Consider the following 17,178-nt stretch of genomic DNA (forward strand, 5'->3'; position numbering starts at 1 on the left):
TAGGTCCAGAAAAACCTGCGTTTAGGTCCAAAATATCAACTTGGATAGGTCTATAGATTCGAGGGATGCACACCACCAATCTACTTTAATTCCGGGATAAAACAGAAAATTAGACCAGCAGTGAGCAACACAGGGTGGGTTCGTCCTTTTCAGCGCTTAGATGTGGCCGAAACTGTAGAACTATTTCCCAAAAGGGCACATATGATCCGTAACTCACTGGAGACGCGATATGGATCATCTGCCTATCTTTCTGGATATAAGAGGCCGAAAAGTGGTTATAGACGGTGGCGGGACAACCGCCGCCCGCCGTGTTGAGCGTGCCTTGGATGCGGGTGCACAGGTTCATGTGTTTGACCCAGCGCCAGAGGACGAATTGCTGGCATTGCTGAACCGGAAAGGCATCACGCATTACGCTCGATTGCCTGTAGAGTTGGATTTTGCGGGGTGTGTCATTGCCTATGGTGCGTCGGATAATCCCGAGCGGGATGAGTTTCTGCATGCAGCAGCAAAGGCGGAAGGTGCGCTTGTTAACGTCGCTGACGTGAAACCCTTGTGCGATTTTATCACGCCTTCGATTGTTGATCGCAGTCCGATCACCATAGCAATCTCTACTGGCGGCGCTGCCCCGGTCATTGCCCGCATACTTCGCGCACGGATCGAGTCGCTGTTGCCGTCTGGCTATGGCCGTTTGGCGAATTTCCTAAGTGGATTTCGCGGTGTAATAGAGACACATATTGCAGGTGGGCGCGCGCGTCGTCGGTTCTGGGAACAGTTGATTGAAGGCCCGATTGGCGATGCGTTCTTGGCGGGTGATGAAACTGGTGCCGAGGACATGATTGGCCAAAGCCTGACGGGTTCCGGGCCGGATCAATCAGGCGGTGTTTGGCTGGTAGGTATTGGATCTGGTGCACAAGATCTTCTGACATTTCGCGCCCTGTCAGTTATGCAGCGCGCAGATGTGATCTTGCACGATCCGGCTTTGCCCAAAGACATCTTGGCCCTTACCCGCCGTGACGCGACGCGGATGATTGTCGAAGAAACCGATATTCAAAGCTACGCAGAGCTTGCCAATAGCGGACGCCGTGTTGTCTGGCTTGCGTCAGGTGATCCTGCGCAGCGTGCCGACGCGAAGTCTTGGATCGCACGTTTGACTGCGCAAGGGGCCGAGGTTCAAGTGGTTCCAGGTGTCTCTAACGCAGGCTATTCCACGCAATCCGAGGGCAATGTAATCTCGATTAGCCAGACAGCTGATCAAAGCTCTCATGCGATGAGCTTGTCCCCGCGCGCGTCGCTTTAGTCCGGGTGTCGCCAACGTCATAAAACTGTTACCCCTTCGACATATCCCGCTTGGGCGGCATCTGACAGAAGGGGCACAATATGGCACGCATCGCGATCAATGGGCTTGGACGCATGGGCAAACTGGTTCTGCGGGACCTTGTGGATAACGGCGCCCCAGGGGACATCGTTCTATTGAATGATCCGGTAGGAGATGCAGAACAGCATGCGCATCTGCTTGAATGGGATACTGTGCATGGGCGTTGGCCTGCCGCGTTCTCGGTTGGTGAAAACAGCATCATGATCAACGGGCAAGAAATGGCCCTTACCGGGTCTTGGACGCTTGATGCCTTACCGCTGGAAGATCTGGGCGTGGATATGGTGATCGACTGTACCGGCGCGTTCAAAACGAACGAGAAACTGGCCCCCTACTATGCCGCAGGGGTGAAGAAGGTGATCGTGTCTGCGCCGGTCAAGGAAGAGAACGCCTTGAACATCGTTTATGGCGTGAATCACGATCTCTATGACGGGCAAAATCTTGTCACCGCCGCGTCTTGCACCACCAATTGTCTTGCTCCCGTCGTGAAGGTCCTTCTGGACCGGATCGGGATCAAGCATGGCTCGATGACAACGATTCACGACGTGACGAATACCCAAACCATCGTTGACCGCCCCGCTAAGGATTTGCGTCGCGCGCGTTCGGCTCTGAATTCGCTGATTCCAACGTCGACAGGGTCAGCCAAGGCAATCACGCAGATATTCCCTGAGCTTACAGGCAGATTGAATGGTCACGCCGTGCGCGTTCCGCTGCTAAATGCCTCGCTGACCGATTGTGTGTTCGAGGTTGAGTGCAAGACAACCGTCGAGGAAATCAACAGTTTCTTCAAAGAAGCGTCCGAAGGCAGCCTGAAGGACATTCTGGGTTATGAAGAGCGGCCGCTTGTCTCTGCTGATTATACGAATGATCCACGCAGTTCGATCATTGATGCGCTTTCTACCATGGTGATCAACGAGACGCAGGTAAAGATCTACGCTTGGTATGACAATGAGTGGGGCTATGCCTGCCGATTGGCCGATGTCGCCCGCATGGTTGGAGCCTCAATGTGACCCTAACCCACCGGCCTGAGGGGTTTGCGGCCTATGTCGCCGTAACCGCTGCCTACTGGGCGTTTATGCTGTCGGATGGTGCATTGCGGATGCTTGTGCTTTTGCATTTTCATACGCTGGGCTTCTCGCCTTTCACGTTGGCGTGGCTGTTTCTTCTGTATGAGTTTATGGGCATCGTCACTAACTTGTCAGCGGGATGGATCGCAGCGCGCTTTGGGCTAACGCCGACGCTCTATGCGGGTCTATCTTTGCAGATAGTTGCGCTAATTGCTTTGTCGCAGCTGTCAATGGACTGGGCGATTGCAAGCTCGGTCATCTATGTGATGATCGTTCAGGGTATGTCTGGGGTGGCCAAAGACCTGGCCAAGATGTCATCGAAAAGCGCGGTGAAACTATTAGCTCCCAGTGAAGGTGACGGCCTTTTCCGATGGGTTGCGGTTTTGACTGGGTCAAAGAATGCGGTCAAAGGGTTTGGCTTCCTTCTGGGTGCTGCCTTGTTGGCACTGATCGGGTTTGTTCCTTCTGTGATCGCCATGGCCGTGGTGTTGGGGGCGATCTTGGTAGCGGTGGTGATGTTCATGCCACAGGGGCTGCCAAAAGGCTCTAAATCAGCTAAATTCTCGCATGTCTGGTCGAAGGATACGCGGATCAACCGCCTGTCGCTGGCGCGGATGTTCCTGTTTGGCGCGCGCGATGTTTGGTTTGTCGTTGGCATCCCAGTGTATTTTCATGCGGTCGTTTCGGATGGTACACATGCGGGGGATCGAAGTGCGTTTTTCATGATTGGCAGCTTTATGGCGCTTTGGATTATCGCCTATGGAGCAGTGCAGGCCTGGGCGCCAAAGCTGCTGAAGGCAGCTGAACGTGATCCGCGAGAGTTTCCTGCCTTGGCCGCTTTCTGGGTGGGTTTGTTGTCCTTGGTTATTGCCGTATTGGCGTCAATCACACTGTTTCCCGGCCCCTGGCTGACCCCAATACTGGTCGTTGGGCTTATGGTCTTCGGATTTGTGTTCGCGGTGAACAGTTCGCTTCATTCATATCTGATCTTAGCGTTTACAAAGGCGGAGCGGGTCACAATGGATGTTGGCTTTTACTACATGTCCAACGCAGCCGGGCGTTTGATTGGAACCCTTCTGTCCGGTTTGTCCTATCAAGTCGGTGGATTGCCGCTTTGCCTTGCCACTGCCGCAGCGATGGCTTTAGCCAGCTGGCTTAGCGCACGCCAGCTTGTCAAATTGGGCACCGGCACATAGCCTGCCTGCATGGATTATTCAAAGCTGATCGACGACGAGATTTGGCGCTTCATTCGCGAGACCGAAACCTATTACCCGCCGGATGCGGTGAACCAATCTGTAACCCAGCAGCGCAACATTTATGACAAGATGTGCCGAGCGTTCCTCGCTGGTTATCCGGATGGGCTGAAAGTACGGGATGAGCGTATTGAAACGGTCCCCACGCGCATTTATGAACCCGATGACCCGAAAGGCACTGTTGTCTATTTTCATGGCGGAGGGTTCGTGGTTGGCGGGCTCGAAAGTCATGACGATGTCTGTGCCGAAATCGCCCATAAAACCGGGCTTCGTGTGGTCAGTGCTGACTATCGTCTATGCCCCGAACATCCTCACCCAGCGGCCTTTGAAGATGCCGTATCGGTTGCTAACTATGCGGCTCTAACCTGGCCAAAACCTATAATACTTGTAGGGGACAGTGCAGGCGGAAATCTTGCTGCTGCGACCAGCCACGCCCTTCGTGGTTCTGTTGATCTTGCCGGGCAGGTTCTGATCTATCCGGGCCTTGGCGGTGACATGAGCAAGGGATCATATATCGACCATGCAAATGCGCCGATGCTTACGATGGAAGACCTGAAATTCTACAGCTCAATCCGTTTTGCGACGCCGCCAGACGAACCAGATCCTACCGCCGCCCCGCTGGAAGATGCGAATTTCAGTGACCTACCACCAACAGTCTCTATTACAGCGCAATGTGACCCATTGGCGGATGATGGGCAAACTTATCGGGACGCTATTCTGAGCGCTGGCGGCAAAGCCGTTTGGTTCAATGAGAAGGGCTTGGTTCATGGCTATCTTCGTGCCCGACATCAATCCACACGCGCGCACGACAGTTTTGGCCGAATAATCAAAGAGATATCGATGCTGGCGCGAGGGGAATGGCATCATTGATCGTGCCTTTCACCCGGTCTGGGATTCACATACTGTGACGCGTGAAAACTACGCCTGAATTTGGCGCTTGGAAGAGAAGACACATTATGTCGACCATTGGATCATCGCTGCTTCGCGGCTTGCAGGCCCTGCAAGGCAAGAAAGATTCAGATCGACGCTCTCAATCAGTGTCGACAGATGGAAATCAGCCGAGCGCACCCAAGAAAACGCAAACCGTTCTACCGCTTCAGCCGCGGCCCGATGGATTTGTCATTTGGGCCGGTTTAAAAGATCCCGAGGATGGCGAGGCGCTTGCCTCGCTTCTGGCACCGCTACGAGCCGAGATGGGGGATGTGACTATTCTGGTCACGATGCAAGAGGCACACTCACTTGGGCCGGAATCGCCTGACTTTATTCAGCAGAACTCACCTAAACAGGATGCGAGCTCGATAGACGCGTTTCTTAGGCATTGGAAACCTGACATTGCGATCTGGGCAGGTTCGGATATCGAGCCGGCATTTGTCTCAGCTCTTGAACATAAGAGCATCGCCATGCTTTGGGTGAATGCCGCCCCACCGCAGGAGCGCGGGTTGACGCAGCGGTTCAAACAAGCGGCTGTGCGTGATGTTTTGGCTAAATTAGACACTATTCTGCCGATGAACGGCGCCGCCAGGCAGGAATTCATTCGGATGGGCGTCGCGCCTGGAAACCTTCGTATGACGGGCCAACTTTTGCCCTTTAGCCAGGTGCCGGGTTGTGACGCCGAGGAACGTGATCTTATTGCGCAGAAAATGGATGCGCGTCCTGTTTGGTTGGCGGCTGGTGTCGAGAAGGGCGAAGAAAAAGCAATCCTCGCAGCACACCGCACTTTGATCCGGAAATCGCATCGTTTGCTGCTGGTTCTTATTCCGAACGAACCGCACTATGCCAGCGAACTTGCGACGGCGCTTGAGCAAGAGAACTGGATCATATCCACCCGTAATGGCGACACTCTTCCTCATCGGGATGACCAGATCTTTGTTGTGGACCGCGCAGATGAATGTGGGCTTTGGATGCACCTGGCATCGATCAGCTTCATCGGAGGCACACTTGCGGATGGTGCGCGTAGTAACCCGCTTGATTCAGCTGGATTAGGCTCTGTTGTGCTTTATGGGCCAAATGGCGGTCGCCATACAGCGTCGCTTGAACGGCTGCGAAAAGCAGGTGCTGCCCGCAATGTCAGTGACGCCAAATCCCTGGCCGTTGAGATTGAACACCTGCTTGCCCCGGACAAGGCAGCAGAGATGGCGATGGCTGCTTGGGATGTCACAACTAAAGGTGCTGATATTAGCGAGTTTCTGGTGAACCACCTTTTGGATTTATTGGATGAAGTCGAAGGACGAAAGGTCGTTTGATGCGAACACCAAGCTATTGGTTCACCTCACCTAACCACCCGGATTGGCGGGCAAGAATACTTGCGCCTTTGGGGTGGATCTACGGATTGGGGACGGCCAGGCGCGTGGCGCGCGCGGGATCTGGCTATCAAGCGTCGGTTCCCGTCATTTGTATTGGCAACATCAACGCGGGTGGAACGGGCAAAACGCCAACGACAATTGCGCTGGCGCAGAGGCTGATTTCGCAAGGAATCGCGGTCCATATCGTTTCGCGCGGTCATCGCGGAAGCGAAGAGGGACCTTTGCGCGTAGAAGAGGGGCAACATAAGGCTGATCAGGTGGGTGATGAACCCCTTCTGATGGCCGCTTTTGCGCCTACTTGGATTGCACGGGACCGCGTTAAAGGCGTTAAAGCTGCAGAAGAGGCCGGGGCCGACATCATCTTGATGGATGATGGTTTTCAGAATCCAAGCGTTCACAAAACGCTGTCCATCGTGGTGGTGGATGCTGTGAAAGGGTTTGGGAATACGCGTTGTATCCCGGCCGGTCCCTTGCGTGAACCAGTGTCCGCTGGGATTAAGCGCGCCGATATACTGCTGTCCATCGGGCATTCGCGGGCTCAGGCCAAATTTTTGCAGGACTGGGGTGATCAGATCACTTGTCCTCAGGTGGCAGGGCACTTGGTGCCGCTTAAAACCGGAATGGACTGGCAAGGAATGGATGTTCTGGCATTCGCCGGCATTGGCCTGCCCGAGAAGTTCTTTGCAACCGTCAGCGATCTGGGTGCAAATCTGCTACGTGCTGAAGCCCTTGCTGACCACCAACCGTTGACAGATGCGCTGATGAAACGGCTTGAGGTCGAGGCGGCGGCATTAGGGGCTCAGCTGGTTACAACCGAGAAAGATGCAGTCAGGTTGCCCGACAGTTTCCGGCGTCGCGTTTTGACGGTCCCAGTTCGATTGGAGCTACTGGATTGGGCTGTGATAGATGATGCGATCGCAGGTTTTATGGCGGACTAGGGTCTGATTTAACCCTAATCCGCTGTGCTGCTTACGAGCCCAGTTTTTCATTCAGGATGGCAGCAAGCTCGTCATAATCCATGTTCGAATACTTGGTGCCATCAATGATGAACGACGGTGTTGCCGAGATCTCATCCGCACCAGCGTTCTTTTGATAGGCGGCGACAAGGCTTTGTGCTGACGCTTCGTCTTGCAGACACGCATCCATCTGTTCATCGTTCATGCCAGCGGTGCGGCCCAGTTTTTTCAGGTTGGCAACAATTGCGGTGGGAGAGCCATCGCCGATCCACTCTTTCTGTCCACCATAGATCAGATCGATCAAGCCATAGTAGCGCACATCACCACCACAGCGCGCGATCATGCCGGCCCAAAGTCCAAACTGGTCGAAATAGACTTCGCGATGGATGAATTTGACCTTTCCGGTGTCGATAAAGTTCTGCTTCAGTTCCTTGAACGTGTTTTCGTGGAAGTTCGCACAATGGGGGCAGGTGAAGGACGCATACTCAATCACGGTGATCGGGGCGTTCTCGTCACCGATGATCATATCAGCAGCGGGTTCGACTGCCGCATCTGTGCTTTGCGCCTCGGCGACGGAAACACCAGGAAGTGAGCCGCTGTTTTGCGACATATAAACAGCGCCACCGATGGCGATCACTGCTGCGATCAAGATGGGAAGGATGCAATTCATAGGTATTCAGCCTTGTTTGTGTCTGTTTTTTGTTATGACGTTGCGCGCCAGAAGTTCCAGCGCAGATCTTAGCCCGTCATCTCCGACGTCTTTTGTTTCGTCTGTTGCGCGTGCCAAAACCTCGGGATCTGGGCGTGCCGACTTTGCGGGTGCCGGCGTAAACTGGGCTTGCCCTTCGGCAAATCCGGTGGCCGCCGTTTGCGTGATGCGGATGCGCGATATTGCGTTGTAGCCATAGACGGAGTTCACTTTCTCGCGCAGTTGGTCCTTCTGCATGTCCAGCATCGGCGCTTGCGCCCCGGTGGTTAGGACGGTCAATGTCGCCCCCATTCCGCCACGGCCATATGAAATGTCCACAGGTCGCGAAATCTTGGCTGTCGTTTCACCCACAATCTCGGCCCAATGGGTCAAAACACGCGTCACAGCAAACCCCCGCGTTTCGCTTGCTTTGCGAATTCGGGTCGACAGAAGGGACGATGTACGTTCGAACCCTTTTTTGCGACGAGGATATTTGGGTGCAGTGCTCATTTTCGTGGGTTTAAGGACTCATGCATTTTTGTTTATTCTAGGCCGTTCCGTTTGCTATGCCAGAACAAACGACTGATAGGGGATAACACTTGTGTGACGCGCCGAAAACTGCCGATCTTCTGGCTTGGTATGACCGCCATGCGCGTGTGCTTCCGTGGCGTGTCAGCCCGGCGGATCGTGCGAACGGGGTAGTGCCTGACCCTTATGCGGTTTGGCTTTCCGAAATCATGCTGCAACAGACAACTGTCGCGGCGGTACGAGACTATTTCACCCGATTCATGACCCTTTGGCCGACCGTACAGGATTTGGCGGCTGCCGAAGATGACCGTGTGATGGGGGAATGGGCCGGCCTGGGATACTATGCTCGGGCGCGCAATCTTCTGAAATGCGCGCGCGAAGTTAACGTCATTGGCGGTTTTCCGACCTCTCGCGATGAACTGCAAGCATTGCCCGGGATTGGACCTTATACATCGGCTGCGATCTCGGCGATTGCGTATGACTTGCCGGAAACCGTGGTGGACGGGAACGTTGAGCGGGTGATGTCCCGAATATTCGAGGTGACGACCCCGTTGCCAGATTCGAAATCAGAGCTGACGAGCCTTGCCCAAACACTGACCCCGAAGGGCCGGGCCGGCGACTATGCGCAGGCAGTCATGGATTTGGGCGCAACAATCTGCACTCCGAAATCGCCGGCATGCGGCATTTGCCCGTGGAATAGAGACTGTCTGGCGCGCAAGTCAGGCAATCAAGCAGAGCTTCCAAGAAAGAAGCCCAAGGCAAAGAAACCCACGCGATTTGGTGTGGCATATCTGGCATGTAATGAAGCGGGGGAGTGGTTGGTTGAACGTCGACCCGAAAAGGGATTGCTGGGTGGAATGCTGGGATGGCCCGGAGCCGAATGGGGTGAAGATGCGATCGAGCAACCTCCCTTCAGCGCCGATTGGCAGGACCCGGGTGTCGAAGTGCGCCACACCTTCACCCATTTCCACCTACGGCTTTGCCTGCGCGTGGCACGCACAAACGGGCAAATTCAGGCGAAACAGGGTCTATTCAAGGATGTAAAACGCACAGATTTACCAACTGTTATGCGTAAAGCATACGACGTAGCGATAGCGCATCTGCCGCATTGAGCGTGCCTGAGTTCGCGGCTAGGCTGCTGGGCAACAAAAGGACCATTCTTATGCTTTCTGCGCCTACAGTTTCGCGGTTTCGCAACGCAGCCCCGTTTGGGATTTCGATTGTCCTGCCCTTTTTGGTGATAGTCGCTGCAACGCAGGGCGGTTGGTTTTTGCTTCTGCCCCCGCTGGGCACTTGGTGGCTTTACACGATCCTTGATTCCGTGATGGGGCGGTATACGGAAAATGCGGACCCCTCGATCGCAGATGCCGATCTGTTTTGGTACCGCGCGATCACGGAGAATCTGGTTCCCAATTCAATTCATCATGATCTACGGCATGATTTGGTACGTGACCGGGGCAGAGCATCTAAGCACTGCCGAGAAGTTCGGCGCGTTCTTTGGCGTTGGTGTTTTGTCCGGCACGGTCGGGATCGTGTACAGCCACGAGCTGATGCACCAATCCAACCGGTTCGAACGCTGGTTGGGCGACCTGCTTCTTGCCACGGTGCTCTACAGCCATTTCCGCACAGAACATCTGCTTGTTCATCATCCACATGTGGGCACAACCCGCGATGCGGTTACGGCCAAATACAACGAGGGTTTTCACCGATTTTTCCTCCGCGTCTTGCACGAGGCTCCGGCCTCGGCCTGGGTGGCAGAAAGGGCGATGCTGGCACGACGCGGTTTGTCCCCGTTCGACCGCGCCAATCCATTCTGGCGCTATGGAACCCTGCAGCTTGCGGCAATCATTCTTGCAATCTGGGTGGGAGGCTGGATGGGGCTTGTGCTGTTTGCATTCCAAGCCTTTGTTGCCATCTGGCAGTTAGAACTGACGAACTATGTCGAGCACTATGGCCTGACCCGCAAGCATTTGGGTGACGGGAAATATGAACGCGTGATGCCGCATCACAGTTGGAACGCTGATCACAAGGCGTCGAATTGGCTGCTGATCAACCTCCAGCGCCACTCGGATCACCACTATAAACCTGCCCGTCGCTTCCCGCTGCTTCAGACCTATCCTGATAACGAAGCCCCACAATTGCCATTTGGTTATCCGATCATGACGATGGCTGCGTTGATCCCGCCGGTTTGGCGGCGCGTGATGAACCCGCGTGTTCGGGCGTGGCGGAAACTACATTATCCCGAGGTCGAAGACTGGAGCGCATATAAGGCCGGCACTTTGCCGCCTCCTGCGATCCGTTAGGGAAAGCGAAGCGGCGCGTCTCCATCCGTCCAGACGGGGTATTTCTTCATAACGAAGGAAAGCCGGTCACTGGCCAAAAACGTCTCTAACCAAGCTGAAACGTTGGGTGTGACCTCGCTGTTGAAGCGAGGTTTGTCGATGTTCGCAAACTGGCGCAGGAACGGAAGTGTTGCCAGATCTGCCAATGTGGGTCGCGCGCCGAAAAGCCATCCTTCGGATAGCTGATCTTCCAGTTTGGCCAACATCGTCATTGCATCGGCGCGTGTGATTTCGGGATCACTGTCGGGGTGCCGCACCGTATACTTTGTCAGATCAAGCGCCTGCTTGAACGGGCCATCAAACATCTGAATCACGTCAAACCCCTCATTGGGTAATTGGAGCAGTCCCTCGGGATCGGATTGCTCCAACGCCCAGCGCATTATGTCGAAGCTTTCATCCAACACGCGATCTTCCAGAACAAGACAAGGCACCGTTGCGCTGGGCGAGGCGTCCAAAAACGCTGGTGGTTTGTCACGCAAAAGGATCTCGCGCAGTTCAACTTGAACACCAGAGCTGGCAATCGCCAGACGGGCGCGGATCGCATAAGGACAGCGGCGGAAAGAATAAAGGATCGGTGTCATGTCACCAGAAAGCAAAAAAAGCCCTGCCTAACAAGTAGGCAGGGCCAGTCAGGTTGTGCTGTGGCGGCGGGCCACAGGCACAGGCGGTACCTGATGGTGCGGGCGCGTCTAAAGCGCGCCACGCAAATTCTATGTGGATTAGTTCATTTCTGCGCGGATTTGCTGGCGCAGCAGGTCGATCGGAACTTTCTTTCCGTCCTGCTTGAAGTGCCAGTAGGTCCAGCCGTTGCAGCTGGGCGCACTTTCCAGCGCGGCACCCACTTGGTGGATCGAGCCGCGAGCCTCGCCAGAAATCAGCGTTCCATCGGCACGGACCTTCGCTGTCTTGCCACGTGGGCTGGACAGGATTTCACCCGGACGCAACATACCGCGTTCGACCAGCTGGCCAAAGGGCACGCGCGGTTCGGCGCGTTTCGATGGTGTGGTGGTCAGCGCTTCTTTGTCGAACTTGCGTACCTTGGCGATACGCTTTTCTGCAACCTTGCGGTAGGCGGCCTCGCGTTCGATACCAATGAAGTCGCGGCCCAGCATCTTGGCGACCGCACCTGTGGTGCCAGTGCCGAAGAACGGATCAAGGATCACATCGCCGGGGTTGGTCGAACCGACCAGAACGCGATGCAACAAGCTTTCGGGTTTCTGCGTCGGATGTGCTTTGTCGCCGTTTTCGTCTTTCAGACGTTCATGGCCTGTGCAGATCGGCAAAACCCAGTCCGAACGCATCTGAATACCTTCGTTCAAGGCCTTCAGCGCTTCGTAATTGAATGTGTATTTGGCGCCTTCGGATTTCGAGGCCCAGATCATCGTCTCATGCGCATTGGTAAAGCGCTTGCCACGGAAGTTCGGCATCGGGTTCGACTTGCGCCAAACCACGTCGTTCAGGATCCAGTACCCTTGGTTCTGAAGCTCAGCGCCCATGCGGAATACATTGTGGTACGAACCAATCACCCAGATCGCGCCATTCGGCTTCAGAATGCGGCGTGCGGCTTTCAGCCAAGCGCGCGTAAACTGGTCATACGCCTTGAAGCTGTCGAACTGGTCCCAATCGTCATCGACGGCGTCGACTTTCGAATTGTCAGGGCGGTGCAGTTCGCCTTTTAACTGCAAGTTATAGGGCGGATCCGCAAAGATCATGTCGACCGAGTTTTCCGGCAGACTGTTCATCACGTCGATGCAGTCACCGTTAAGAATCTGATTCAGGGGCAGCTCTACAGCCGCCTTTACTTTGGTTTTGGTTACCATTTTTGCCTCATGTACCGGCGCATTTTGCGCTCTTTCAGCGGCGCATTTTCACGCTCGTTTTGATGAGGTCAGGATGATTCAAAGTCGATTCGTCGTCAAATTCTTTTTTGAATCAGTCACTTACATTTTTCTGTTGATACAAGATATTGTGCACGGGCTTGAATGAACGTCTATGGTGTGGGGTCACCCCAAGATTTTGAAGCGCCAACCTGTGACTTTTTGATGGGTATCCCGCGTTCGTCTCCCAGCCATAGCCGGGGTACTGTTGCGCCAAATCCACCATGATCCGATCGCGGGCAATTTTTGCCACGATCGAGGCTGCGGAAATCGACACGGATCGTGCATCGCCCTTTACGATGGTTTCAGATGGCAGCGTCAGACCACGCGGCGTCTGGTTTCCGTCGATCAGCAGATAGTCCGCAGATTGTGAAAGCCCTGCGACTGCGCGTTTCATTGCCAGATGGCTGGCGCGCAGGATGTTCAGTTCGTCAATTTCTTCAACCGAAGCATGGGCGATGCACAGACAGGCTTTATCGTGAATCGTATCCCACAGCGCTTCACGTCGTTTCGCCGACAGCAATTTGGAATCATTCAGCCCCTCGGGAATGTCGTCTGGGTTCAAAATCACGGCGGCGGCGGTGACAGGACCGGCCAACGGACCGCGCCCGACCTCGTCCACGCCGGCAATATGGCAATGACCGCGTTGCATCGCGGCGGTCTCGAAGCTGAAATCAGGAACAGATTTTGTCATATCCTTGGGGTGACCCAATCCGCCCGGCCTCGCAAGTAAAAAGGGCAGAGACCGAAGTCTCTGCCAAGTTTAACGGCGCGTGAAGTGAAAGGGACCGGCGCGCCGCTGCTCGATGTTCGGATTAGTAACGGGCCGGACGATAGCCGCGCTTGCTTAAGCAGCGGGGCTTATAGCCGTGGCGGACAACGTAGACACCTTTGTGATCACGGATGACCACCTTTCGGGCGCAGGTCGACGGAAGCTCGTGGGCATAGCGGAATTTCTCTTGCATGCAGCGCTTGTTATAAAGCGTCTTATAGCCTGTCTGCGTGTCGTAGTTGCGCAAGCAGCTTTCGGGGATCTTGTAGAACTTGCTGACCTTTCCCGGGCGACGCGGTTTTCGAGGTTTCGGATCACGTGGGCCTGTGACTGTCCCAGTCGGATAATCGGGTTTGCCATTGTCGTCAGACAAAATAACACCAAGAGTTACCAAACCGAGCAAAGCTGCAATTATCGCTGCTGTATCGTCACCGGATGTTTTGTCACGCGCCTGTGCAGGCATCGCCGTCAGTGACGCGGCCAATACGCCGCTAAGAATAAGCTTCACGAAAGAGCTGGGCATTGAGTTGCGGATCATGGGATTGTCCTTTCTGTTGGGGCAGCGCAAACATGGCGCGGAAGATGCCACCAACATGGGGAACACCCCGAAAGACAGGCAATAACGGGTGGTTGATATCTCCTATCAATGCTTGGCAGTGGGGTTTGTTATTGAATAACTGGCAGTCCCACAGCATGTTCGACGCATGATGAAAAAAACCGCACTCTCACTTGTTCTAATCGCCATGGCGTCGACGGCTCAGGCCGCCTGCTATGCCGATTATAAAGCCAAACGGGACGATCCGCTGAAGCTCCACTATGGTGTGATCGAGCTTTCAGATGATGTCTGTGATGATCGCAAAGCCGCGCGTCGGCAAATAAATGATCGTCTGGAGGCAAATGGCTGGTCTCTTTTGAAAGTCCAATCCATATTCGACGACACAGGTCTTGAGGAAAGGAAAGAGAGTGCCGGAAAATTCTTCCTACGCTTCTGATACGCTAAAGCGATCGAACCGCGTGGTTGTGATGGGTATTGCGGCGATTGTCGTGATCCTGCTTGTGGCCGCTATCTTCCTGTTCATGACTTTGCCCGATGCGAATGCATTCAATGCGCGTGTTGAGCAGATCTTTATTGAAAATGACGGGCTGAACTCTGGCGCTGAGATCAAACTGCTTGAGATTTTGGCGCAATCCGGCACCTCTTTTGCCGATACGTTGACCAGTTATCGCATGGTGATCTTCGTGCTGTTGATCTTCGCAACAGCGCTTTTGATTGCGGCGCTTGTTTTCCTTCTGACGATTTTCAGCCTGAACCGCCGGATGAGCGAGATCGAACGCGCGGGCATCCAAGTGAACTCGCTTCTGATCAGCCGCGAGGAACGCACGGTCTACCTGAACAACATGGAGTTCTCGCTGACCGAAGCTGCCATCGAAACCTTGTCGGCTTTAGCAGAAGCGCGCATGGATGAAGATGTGCTGTCCGGCTCAGAACTGGAAGGGCTGATTTCCGGTCGCGATCCATCAGAATGTGACGAGGCCGCCGGAGCAACCCGCATCAAACGCTTGCGCGATGCGCTGGGCAATCAGTTGATGAGCGAACTTCTGGTCAAAACCATCGCGCGGCGCGGCTATATGCTGTCGATCGACAAAGATGTGATCCAGATGCTCTGACAGCCAAATGGCGGGCCCGGTGCGAGATTGACCCGCCGTGATACGGTGTTCGTTTCTGAATTAGGGTCTAGAATGAGTACACTCCCTCAAATAGCCCCTTATATTCATCGGGTTCTATTGGAAGGTTTGAGAGTAAATCTACAGATACAAACCAGACTGGCTGGCCCTCTGATGAAGTCAGGTTGTACGTACCAGCTGAAAGGTGAAGCGGCATCGCCTCGGGCTGACCGTTTACAATAATACGATCCAAAGGAGCACCAGTCGCGCTGTTTACTGCAGTAAAAGTCTTCGCTTGAAGGACGTTGAAAACCTGCGTCTGACCCGCTTCCAGTTTGCGGCCTGGAACAAGCATATTGCTTCCCACCGCAACGTAGCTTTCATCAATTATCGGCTTCAGAAATTCGGCCAGTGCCTCTGTGCGATAGCTTTGAATAATCACGGCTGGATAGTTCTGCTTCAGCCCCTTTATTACGTCCGAGCTTTCGCCGGCCTCTCGCGTTTTGTGAACCCACATTGCATCCAGCCAAGAATAGGGTTGCATCGTTCGGTTGGGCAACATCCCGATACCGTCGAAATACGTCTCATTCTGTGCAGTTAAGCTTTCGGCTGTGCGAACAACTGACAGCTGGGCCCGGTTGTCGTGCTCAAAATACTGAAAGTTCCGAACGCAGCTTAAGGCAATGACAGCTGTGAACATAAACAGCACGACATTCGCACGCGCGGGTACCCCTGCAAGCTGGCGGTAAATAACCATCGCATAGGGCGCTAGAAAGGGCAGAACCATCGTAAAGACATATGGCCATGGTTGATTGTGGGTGAACACCAGCAAGCTGATAACCAAGGTTGCAACCAGATGAATGCGGTGCCCAGACGGCAGTTTCATGAAGCGGGTGAACTGAAACGCGACGCCGTAAAAACACGCAAGATAGAGCAGCGCGTTGCGTGTTAGGGTTTGATACAGGTAAACGCGTAGGTCGATATAATAGCTCTGCGCTGTTGTGGCGACTTCAAGCGGACCTAAGAATGTAAGCCGCAAGACCTTCAAGGCATCGCCGCCCCCGAACAACACAGCATAGGCGACCAGCGCTGCGACCCACCCAAGGATCAGCAGCACAGAGCGAACCAGCGCTGCGCGAAATCTGAGAGACGCAAGGGCGTCGATTACAAGGCCCGCACCCAATGCAACATTGAAGTAAACCGACTTCTGCGTTGAAACGAATGCCAGACCGCTTAGGAACCCGGCAATCAACAGCGTGCGAACCTTGTCGGCTGGGGTACGTATCACCACCCAGACGGCTGTTGCGGCAAACATAATGGCAAGTGGCTCTGATCTAAGCCGGAAGCTGCGTTCTATGAAGGTGCTGAAACTAAGCAACAGAACTGCAACCAAAAGCGCTTGAAAACGGGTGTAACCCAATGCGCGTGAGGTCAAGTAAACCACGCCGACGAGCAAGGTCGCTAGGCTGGCGTTCAGTATACGCGCGAGCAGTATTTCACTGACCGCATCATTGCCTAGAAAACTGGTGATCTTGAAAGCCGCAGCGTAAAGAACCGCCTTCTCTGGCCAGATCGTTTCGAACACACCGTTGAATATGTAATGGGCCTGATGGAGATGCCAAAACTCGTCCATGACGAAACGAGTGTTTTGCGACAATGCAAACAACGTGATGATTTTCACAGTCAATGCGATCAAAACCAACTTGATCGCCAATCCGGATATCCGATCGGTGGTGCTCAAGTCCGGCTCAATGCGCGCGGCTGTCATGCGTCGCGCTCCGCCGCCGCAACAAGAAGTGCCAGGTTTTGCTTCCAAGGTTTGATCGGGCGTTCGCTCAGAATAGACTTTTCACCGAAACAATCGGTGATCAGGCTGACCTGTTCTTCCTTGGTCATATAGCTGACACCCTTGTCACCACCAATATGAACATCCGCTACATAAACAGCTAGGTGCGGCAGGGTCGGGCGACGCACCCAATCCTTGAAGATAAGCCGCCCGTCTGGCGCCAACAGTTCGCGGGCTGCATCCAGAATGCCAGTGCGCAGTTCAGTCGGCACGTGGTGCATCACATCATTGATGACAATCAGATCGTATTTTTTTGTTCTTTTCTCTGCCAGCTCTTCTGCTGTGATCTCGACAAAAGATACGCGATCCGCGGGGCCATCATACATGCGCCCCAGATAGGGAATGATATCAATGCCGGTGTAGTGTGCATCTGGGAAATCTCGGACCAGCCGTTCTGCCAGCGCGCCTTCGCCACATCCAATTTCAAGGATCGTTTCTGGCAAAACCCATTCGCGCATGCACGCCGAAAGGTCCTCTAAATCAATGAAGAAACGGCGGTATAACTCTGA

Annotated in this window: 17 protein-coding genes and 1 pseudogene; 10 read left to right on the top strand and 8 right to left on the bottom strand. The window is 54.3% G+C overall.

Annotated elements, in window-relative coordinates; translation table 11 throughout:
- The first annotated feature begins 229 nt into the window (after positions 1–229).
- The 6 genes from AC0L6A_RS01585 to lpxK all read left to right on the top strand — a co-directional run bounded on the left by AC0L6A_RS01585 (position 230) and on the right by lpxK (position 6,933).
- Entirely contained in the window at positions 230–1,297 is a 1,068-nt protein-coding gene (locus AC0L6A_RS01585; RefSeq protein WP_473291753.1) for an NAD(P)-dependent oxidoreductase, read from the top strand.
- Positions 1,298–1,377: 80 nt separating this feature from the next.
- On the top strand, positions 1,378–2,382 hold the full coding sequence (locus tag AC0L6A_RS01590; protein WP_473291755.1) for an ArsJ-associated glyceraldehyde-3-phosphate dehydrogenase: 1,005 nt from the start codon (positions 1,378–1,380) through the stop codon (positions 2,380–2,382).
- Positions 2,379–3,635, top strand: coding sequence for an organoarsenical effux MFS transporter ArsJ (arsJ, locus tag AC0L6A_RS01595; RefSeq protein WP_473291756.1), 1,257 nt, complete (start codon positions 2,379–2,381; stop codon positions 3,633–3,635). Before AC0L6A_RS01590 ends, arsJ begins: the two co-directional genes overlap by 4 nt.
- A gap of 9 nt (positions 3,636–3,644) precedes the next feature.
- Positions 3,645–4,562, top strand: coding sequence for an alpha/beta hydrolase (locus AC0L6A_RS01600; RefSeq protein ID WP_473291758.1), 918 nt, complete (start codon positions 3,645–3,647; stop codon positions 4,560–4,562).
- An 86-nt stretch (positions 4,563–4,648) separates the two neighbouring features.
- Positions 4,649–5,935 (top strand): 3-deoxy-D-manno-octulosonic acid transferase, encoded by a 1,287-nt coding sequence (locus AC0L6A_RS01605; protein ID WP_473291759.1) that lies wholly within the window; start codon positions 4,649–4,651, stop codon positions 5,933–5,935.
- The gene (lpxK, locus tag AC0L6A_RS01610; protein WP_473291761.1) at positions 5,935–6,933 is read left to right on the top strand and encodes a tetraacyldisaccharide 4'-kinase; all 999 of its coding nucleotides are present in this window, start codon (positions 5,935–5,937) and stop codon (positions 6,931–6,933) included. The genes AC0L6A_RS01605 and lpxK overlap by 1 nt, the downstream gene beginning before the upstream one ends.
- 31 nt (positions 6,934–6,964) lie before the next feature.
- Here lpxK and AC0L6A_RS01615 read toward each other — a convergent pair whose 3' ends face one another.
- Together AC0L6A_RS01615 and AC0L6A_RS01620 are read right to left on the bottom strand one after the other, a co-directional pair.
- A complete protein-coding gene (locus AC0L6A_RS01615; RefSeq protein ID WP_473291762.1) occupies positions 6,965–7,621 on the bottom strand; it encodes a DsbA family protein in 657 nt (218 codons plus the stop codon).
- A gap of 6 nt (positions 7,622–7,627) precedes the next feature.
- A complete protein-coding gene (locus AC0L6A_RS01620) occupies positions 7,628–8,149 on the bottom strand; it encodes a DUF721 domain-containing protein (protein ID WP_473291764.1) in 522 nt (173 codons plus the stop codon).
- An 89-nt stretch (positions 8,150–8,238) separates the two neighbouring features.
- On the opposite strand from AC0L6A_RS01620, the gene mutY reads away from it, so the two are divergent.
- Positions 8,239–9,279, top strand: coding sequence for an A/G-specific adenine glycosylase (gene mutY / locus AC0L6A_RS01625; RefSeq protein ID WP_473291765.1), 1,041 nt, complete (start codon positions 8,239–8,241; stop codon positions 9,277–9,279).
- A 50-nt stretch (positions 9,280–9,329) separates the two neighbouring features.
- Positions 9,330–10,470, top strand: a pseudogene (locus AC0L6A_RS01630) (alkane 1-monooxygenase).
- On the opposite strand, the gene AC0L6A_RS01635 reads toward AC0L6A_RS01630, so the two are convergent.
- The 4 genes from AC0L6A_RS01635 to AC0L6A_RS01650 form a co-directional block, all read right to left on the bottom strand.
- Positions 10,467–11,090: a glutathione S-transferase N-terminal domain-containing protein gene (locus AC0L6A_RS01635; protein WP_473291767.1), complete on the bottom strand. Its 624-nt coding sequence runs from the start codon at positions 11,088–11,090 to the stop codon at positions 10,467–10,469. The pseudogene AC0L6A_RS01630 and the gene AC0L6A_RS01635 overlap by 4 nt on opposite strands.
- A 138-nt stretch (positions 11,091–11,228) precedes the next feature.
- Positions 11,229–12,329, bottom strand: a complete 1,101-nt coding sequence (locus AC0L6A_RS01640; protein ID WP_473291769.1) for a DNA methyltransferase — start codon at positions 12,327–12,329, stop codon at positions 11,229–11,231.
- Positions 12,330–12,441: 112 nt separating this feature from the next.
- Entirely contained in the window at positions 12,442–13,080 is a 639-nt protein-coding gene (locus AC0L6A_RS01645; protein ID WP_473291770.1) for a ribonuclease HII, read from the bottom strand.
- Between the two features lie 121 nt (positions 13,081–13,201).
- Positions 13,202–13,696, bottom strand: a complete 495-nt coding sequence (locus AC0L6A_RS01650; RefSeq protein ID WP_473291771.1) for a hypothetical protein — start codon at positions 13,694–13,696, stop codon at positions 13,202–13,204.
- Between the two features lie 166 nt (positions 13,697–13,862).
- Between AC0L6A_RS01650 and AC0L6A_RS01655 the strand changes: the two genes are divergently transcribed.
- Positions 13,863–14,150 carry a hypothetical protein gene (locus AC0L6A_RS01655; RefSeq protein WP_473291773.1) on the top strand — a complete coding sequence of 96 codons (288 nt, stop codon included), beginning with the start codon at positions 13,863–13,865 and terminating at the stop codon, positions 14,148–14,150.
- Positions 14,122–14,826 carry a winged helix-turn-helix domain-containing protein gene (locus AC0L6A_RS01660; RefSeq protein ID WP_473291774.1) on the top strand — a complete coding sequence of 235 codons (705 nt, stop codon included), beginning with the start codon at positions 14,122–14,124 and terminating at the stop codon, positions 14,824–14,826. The genes AC0L6A_RS01655 and AC0L6A_RS01660 overlap by 29 nt, the downstream gene beginning before the upstream one ends.
- A gap of 67 nt (positions 14,827–14,893) precedes the next feature.
- Here AC0L6A_RS01660 and AC0L6A_RS01665 read toward each other — a convergent pair whose 3' ends face one another.
- Complete coding sequence (locus tag AC0L6A_RS01665) at positions 14,894–16,591, bottom strand: DUF7056 domain-containing protein (RefSeq protein WP_473291775.1); 1,698 nt, start codon at positions 16,589–16,591, stop codon at positions 14,894–14,896.
- Entirely contained in the window at positions 16,588–17,127 is a 540-nt protein-coding gene (locus AC0L6A_RS01670) for a class I SAM-dependent methyltransferase (protein WP_473291777.1), read from the bottom strand. The genes AC0L6A_RS01665 and AC0L6A_RS01670 overlap by 4 nt, the downstream gene beginning before the upstream one ends.
- Between the last annotated feature and the right edge of the window lie 51 nt (positions 17,128–17,178).

It is taken from the genome of Aliiroseovarius sp. D2-2, from assembly GCF_055809455.1.

Excerpts from the sequence above, each read along its gene's own strand:
- AC0L6A_RS01585 (WP_473291753.1), top strand. The coding sequence starts at position 230 with ATGGATCATCTGCCTATCTTTCTGGATATAAGAGGCCGAAAAGTGGTT.
- AC0L6A_RS01590 (WP_473291755.1), top strand. The coding sequence starts at position 1,378 with ATGGCACGCATCGCGATCAATGGGCTTGGACGCATGGGCAAACTGGTT.
- AC0L6A_RS01600 (WP_473291758.1), top strand. The coding sequence starts at position 3,645 with ATGGATTATTCAAAGCTGATCGACGACGAGATTTGGCGCTTCATTCGC.
- AC0L6A_RS01605 (WP_473291759.1), top strand. The coding sequence starts at position 4,649 with ATGTCGACCATTGGATCATCGCTGCTTCGCGGCTTGCAGGCCCTGCAA.
- lpxK (WP_473291761.1), top strand. The coding sequence starts at position 5,935 with ATGCGAACACCAAGCTATTGGTTCACCTCACCTAACCACCCGGATTGG.
- AC0L6A_RS01615 (WP_473291762.1), bottom strand. The coding sequence starts at position 7,621 with ATGAATTGCATCCTTCCCATCTTGATCGCAGCAGTGATCGCCATCGGT.
- AC0L6A_RS01620 (WP_473291764.1), bottom strand. The coding sequence starts at position 8,149 with ATGAGCACTGCACCCAAATATCCTCGTCGCAAAAAAGGGTTCGAACGT.
- AC0L6A_RS01635 (WP_473291767.1), bottom strand. The coding sequence starts at position 11,090 with ATGACACCGATCCTTTATTCTTTCCGCCGCTGTCCTTATGCGATCCGC.
- AC0L6A_RS01640 (WP_473291769.1), bottom strand. The coding sequence starts at position 12,329 with ATGGTAACCAAAACCAAAGTAAAGGCGGCTGTAGAGCTGCCCCTGAAT.
- AC0L6A_RS01645 (WP_473291770.1), bottom strand. The coding sequence starts at position 13,080 with ATGACAAAATCTGTTCCTGATTTCAGCTTCGAGACCGCCGCGATGCAA.
- AC0L6A_RS01650 (WP_473291771.1), bottom strand. The coding sequence starts at position 13,696 with ATGATCCGCAACTCAATGCCCAGCTCTTTCGTGAAGCTTATTCTTAGC.
- AC0L6A_RS01655 (WP_473291773.1), top strand. The coding sequence starts at position 13,863 with ATGATGAAAAAAACCGCACTCTCACTTGTTCTAATCGCCATGGCGTCG.
- AC0L6A_RS01665 (WP_473291775.1), bottom strand. The coding sequence starts at position 16,591 with ATGACAGCCGCGCGCATTGAGCCGGACTTGAGCACCACCGATCGGATA.
- AC0L6A_RS01670 (WP_473291777.1), bottom strand. The coding sequence starts at position 17,127 with ATGCGCGAATGGGTTTTGCCAGAAACGATCCTTGAAATTGGATGTGGC.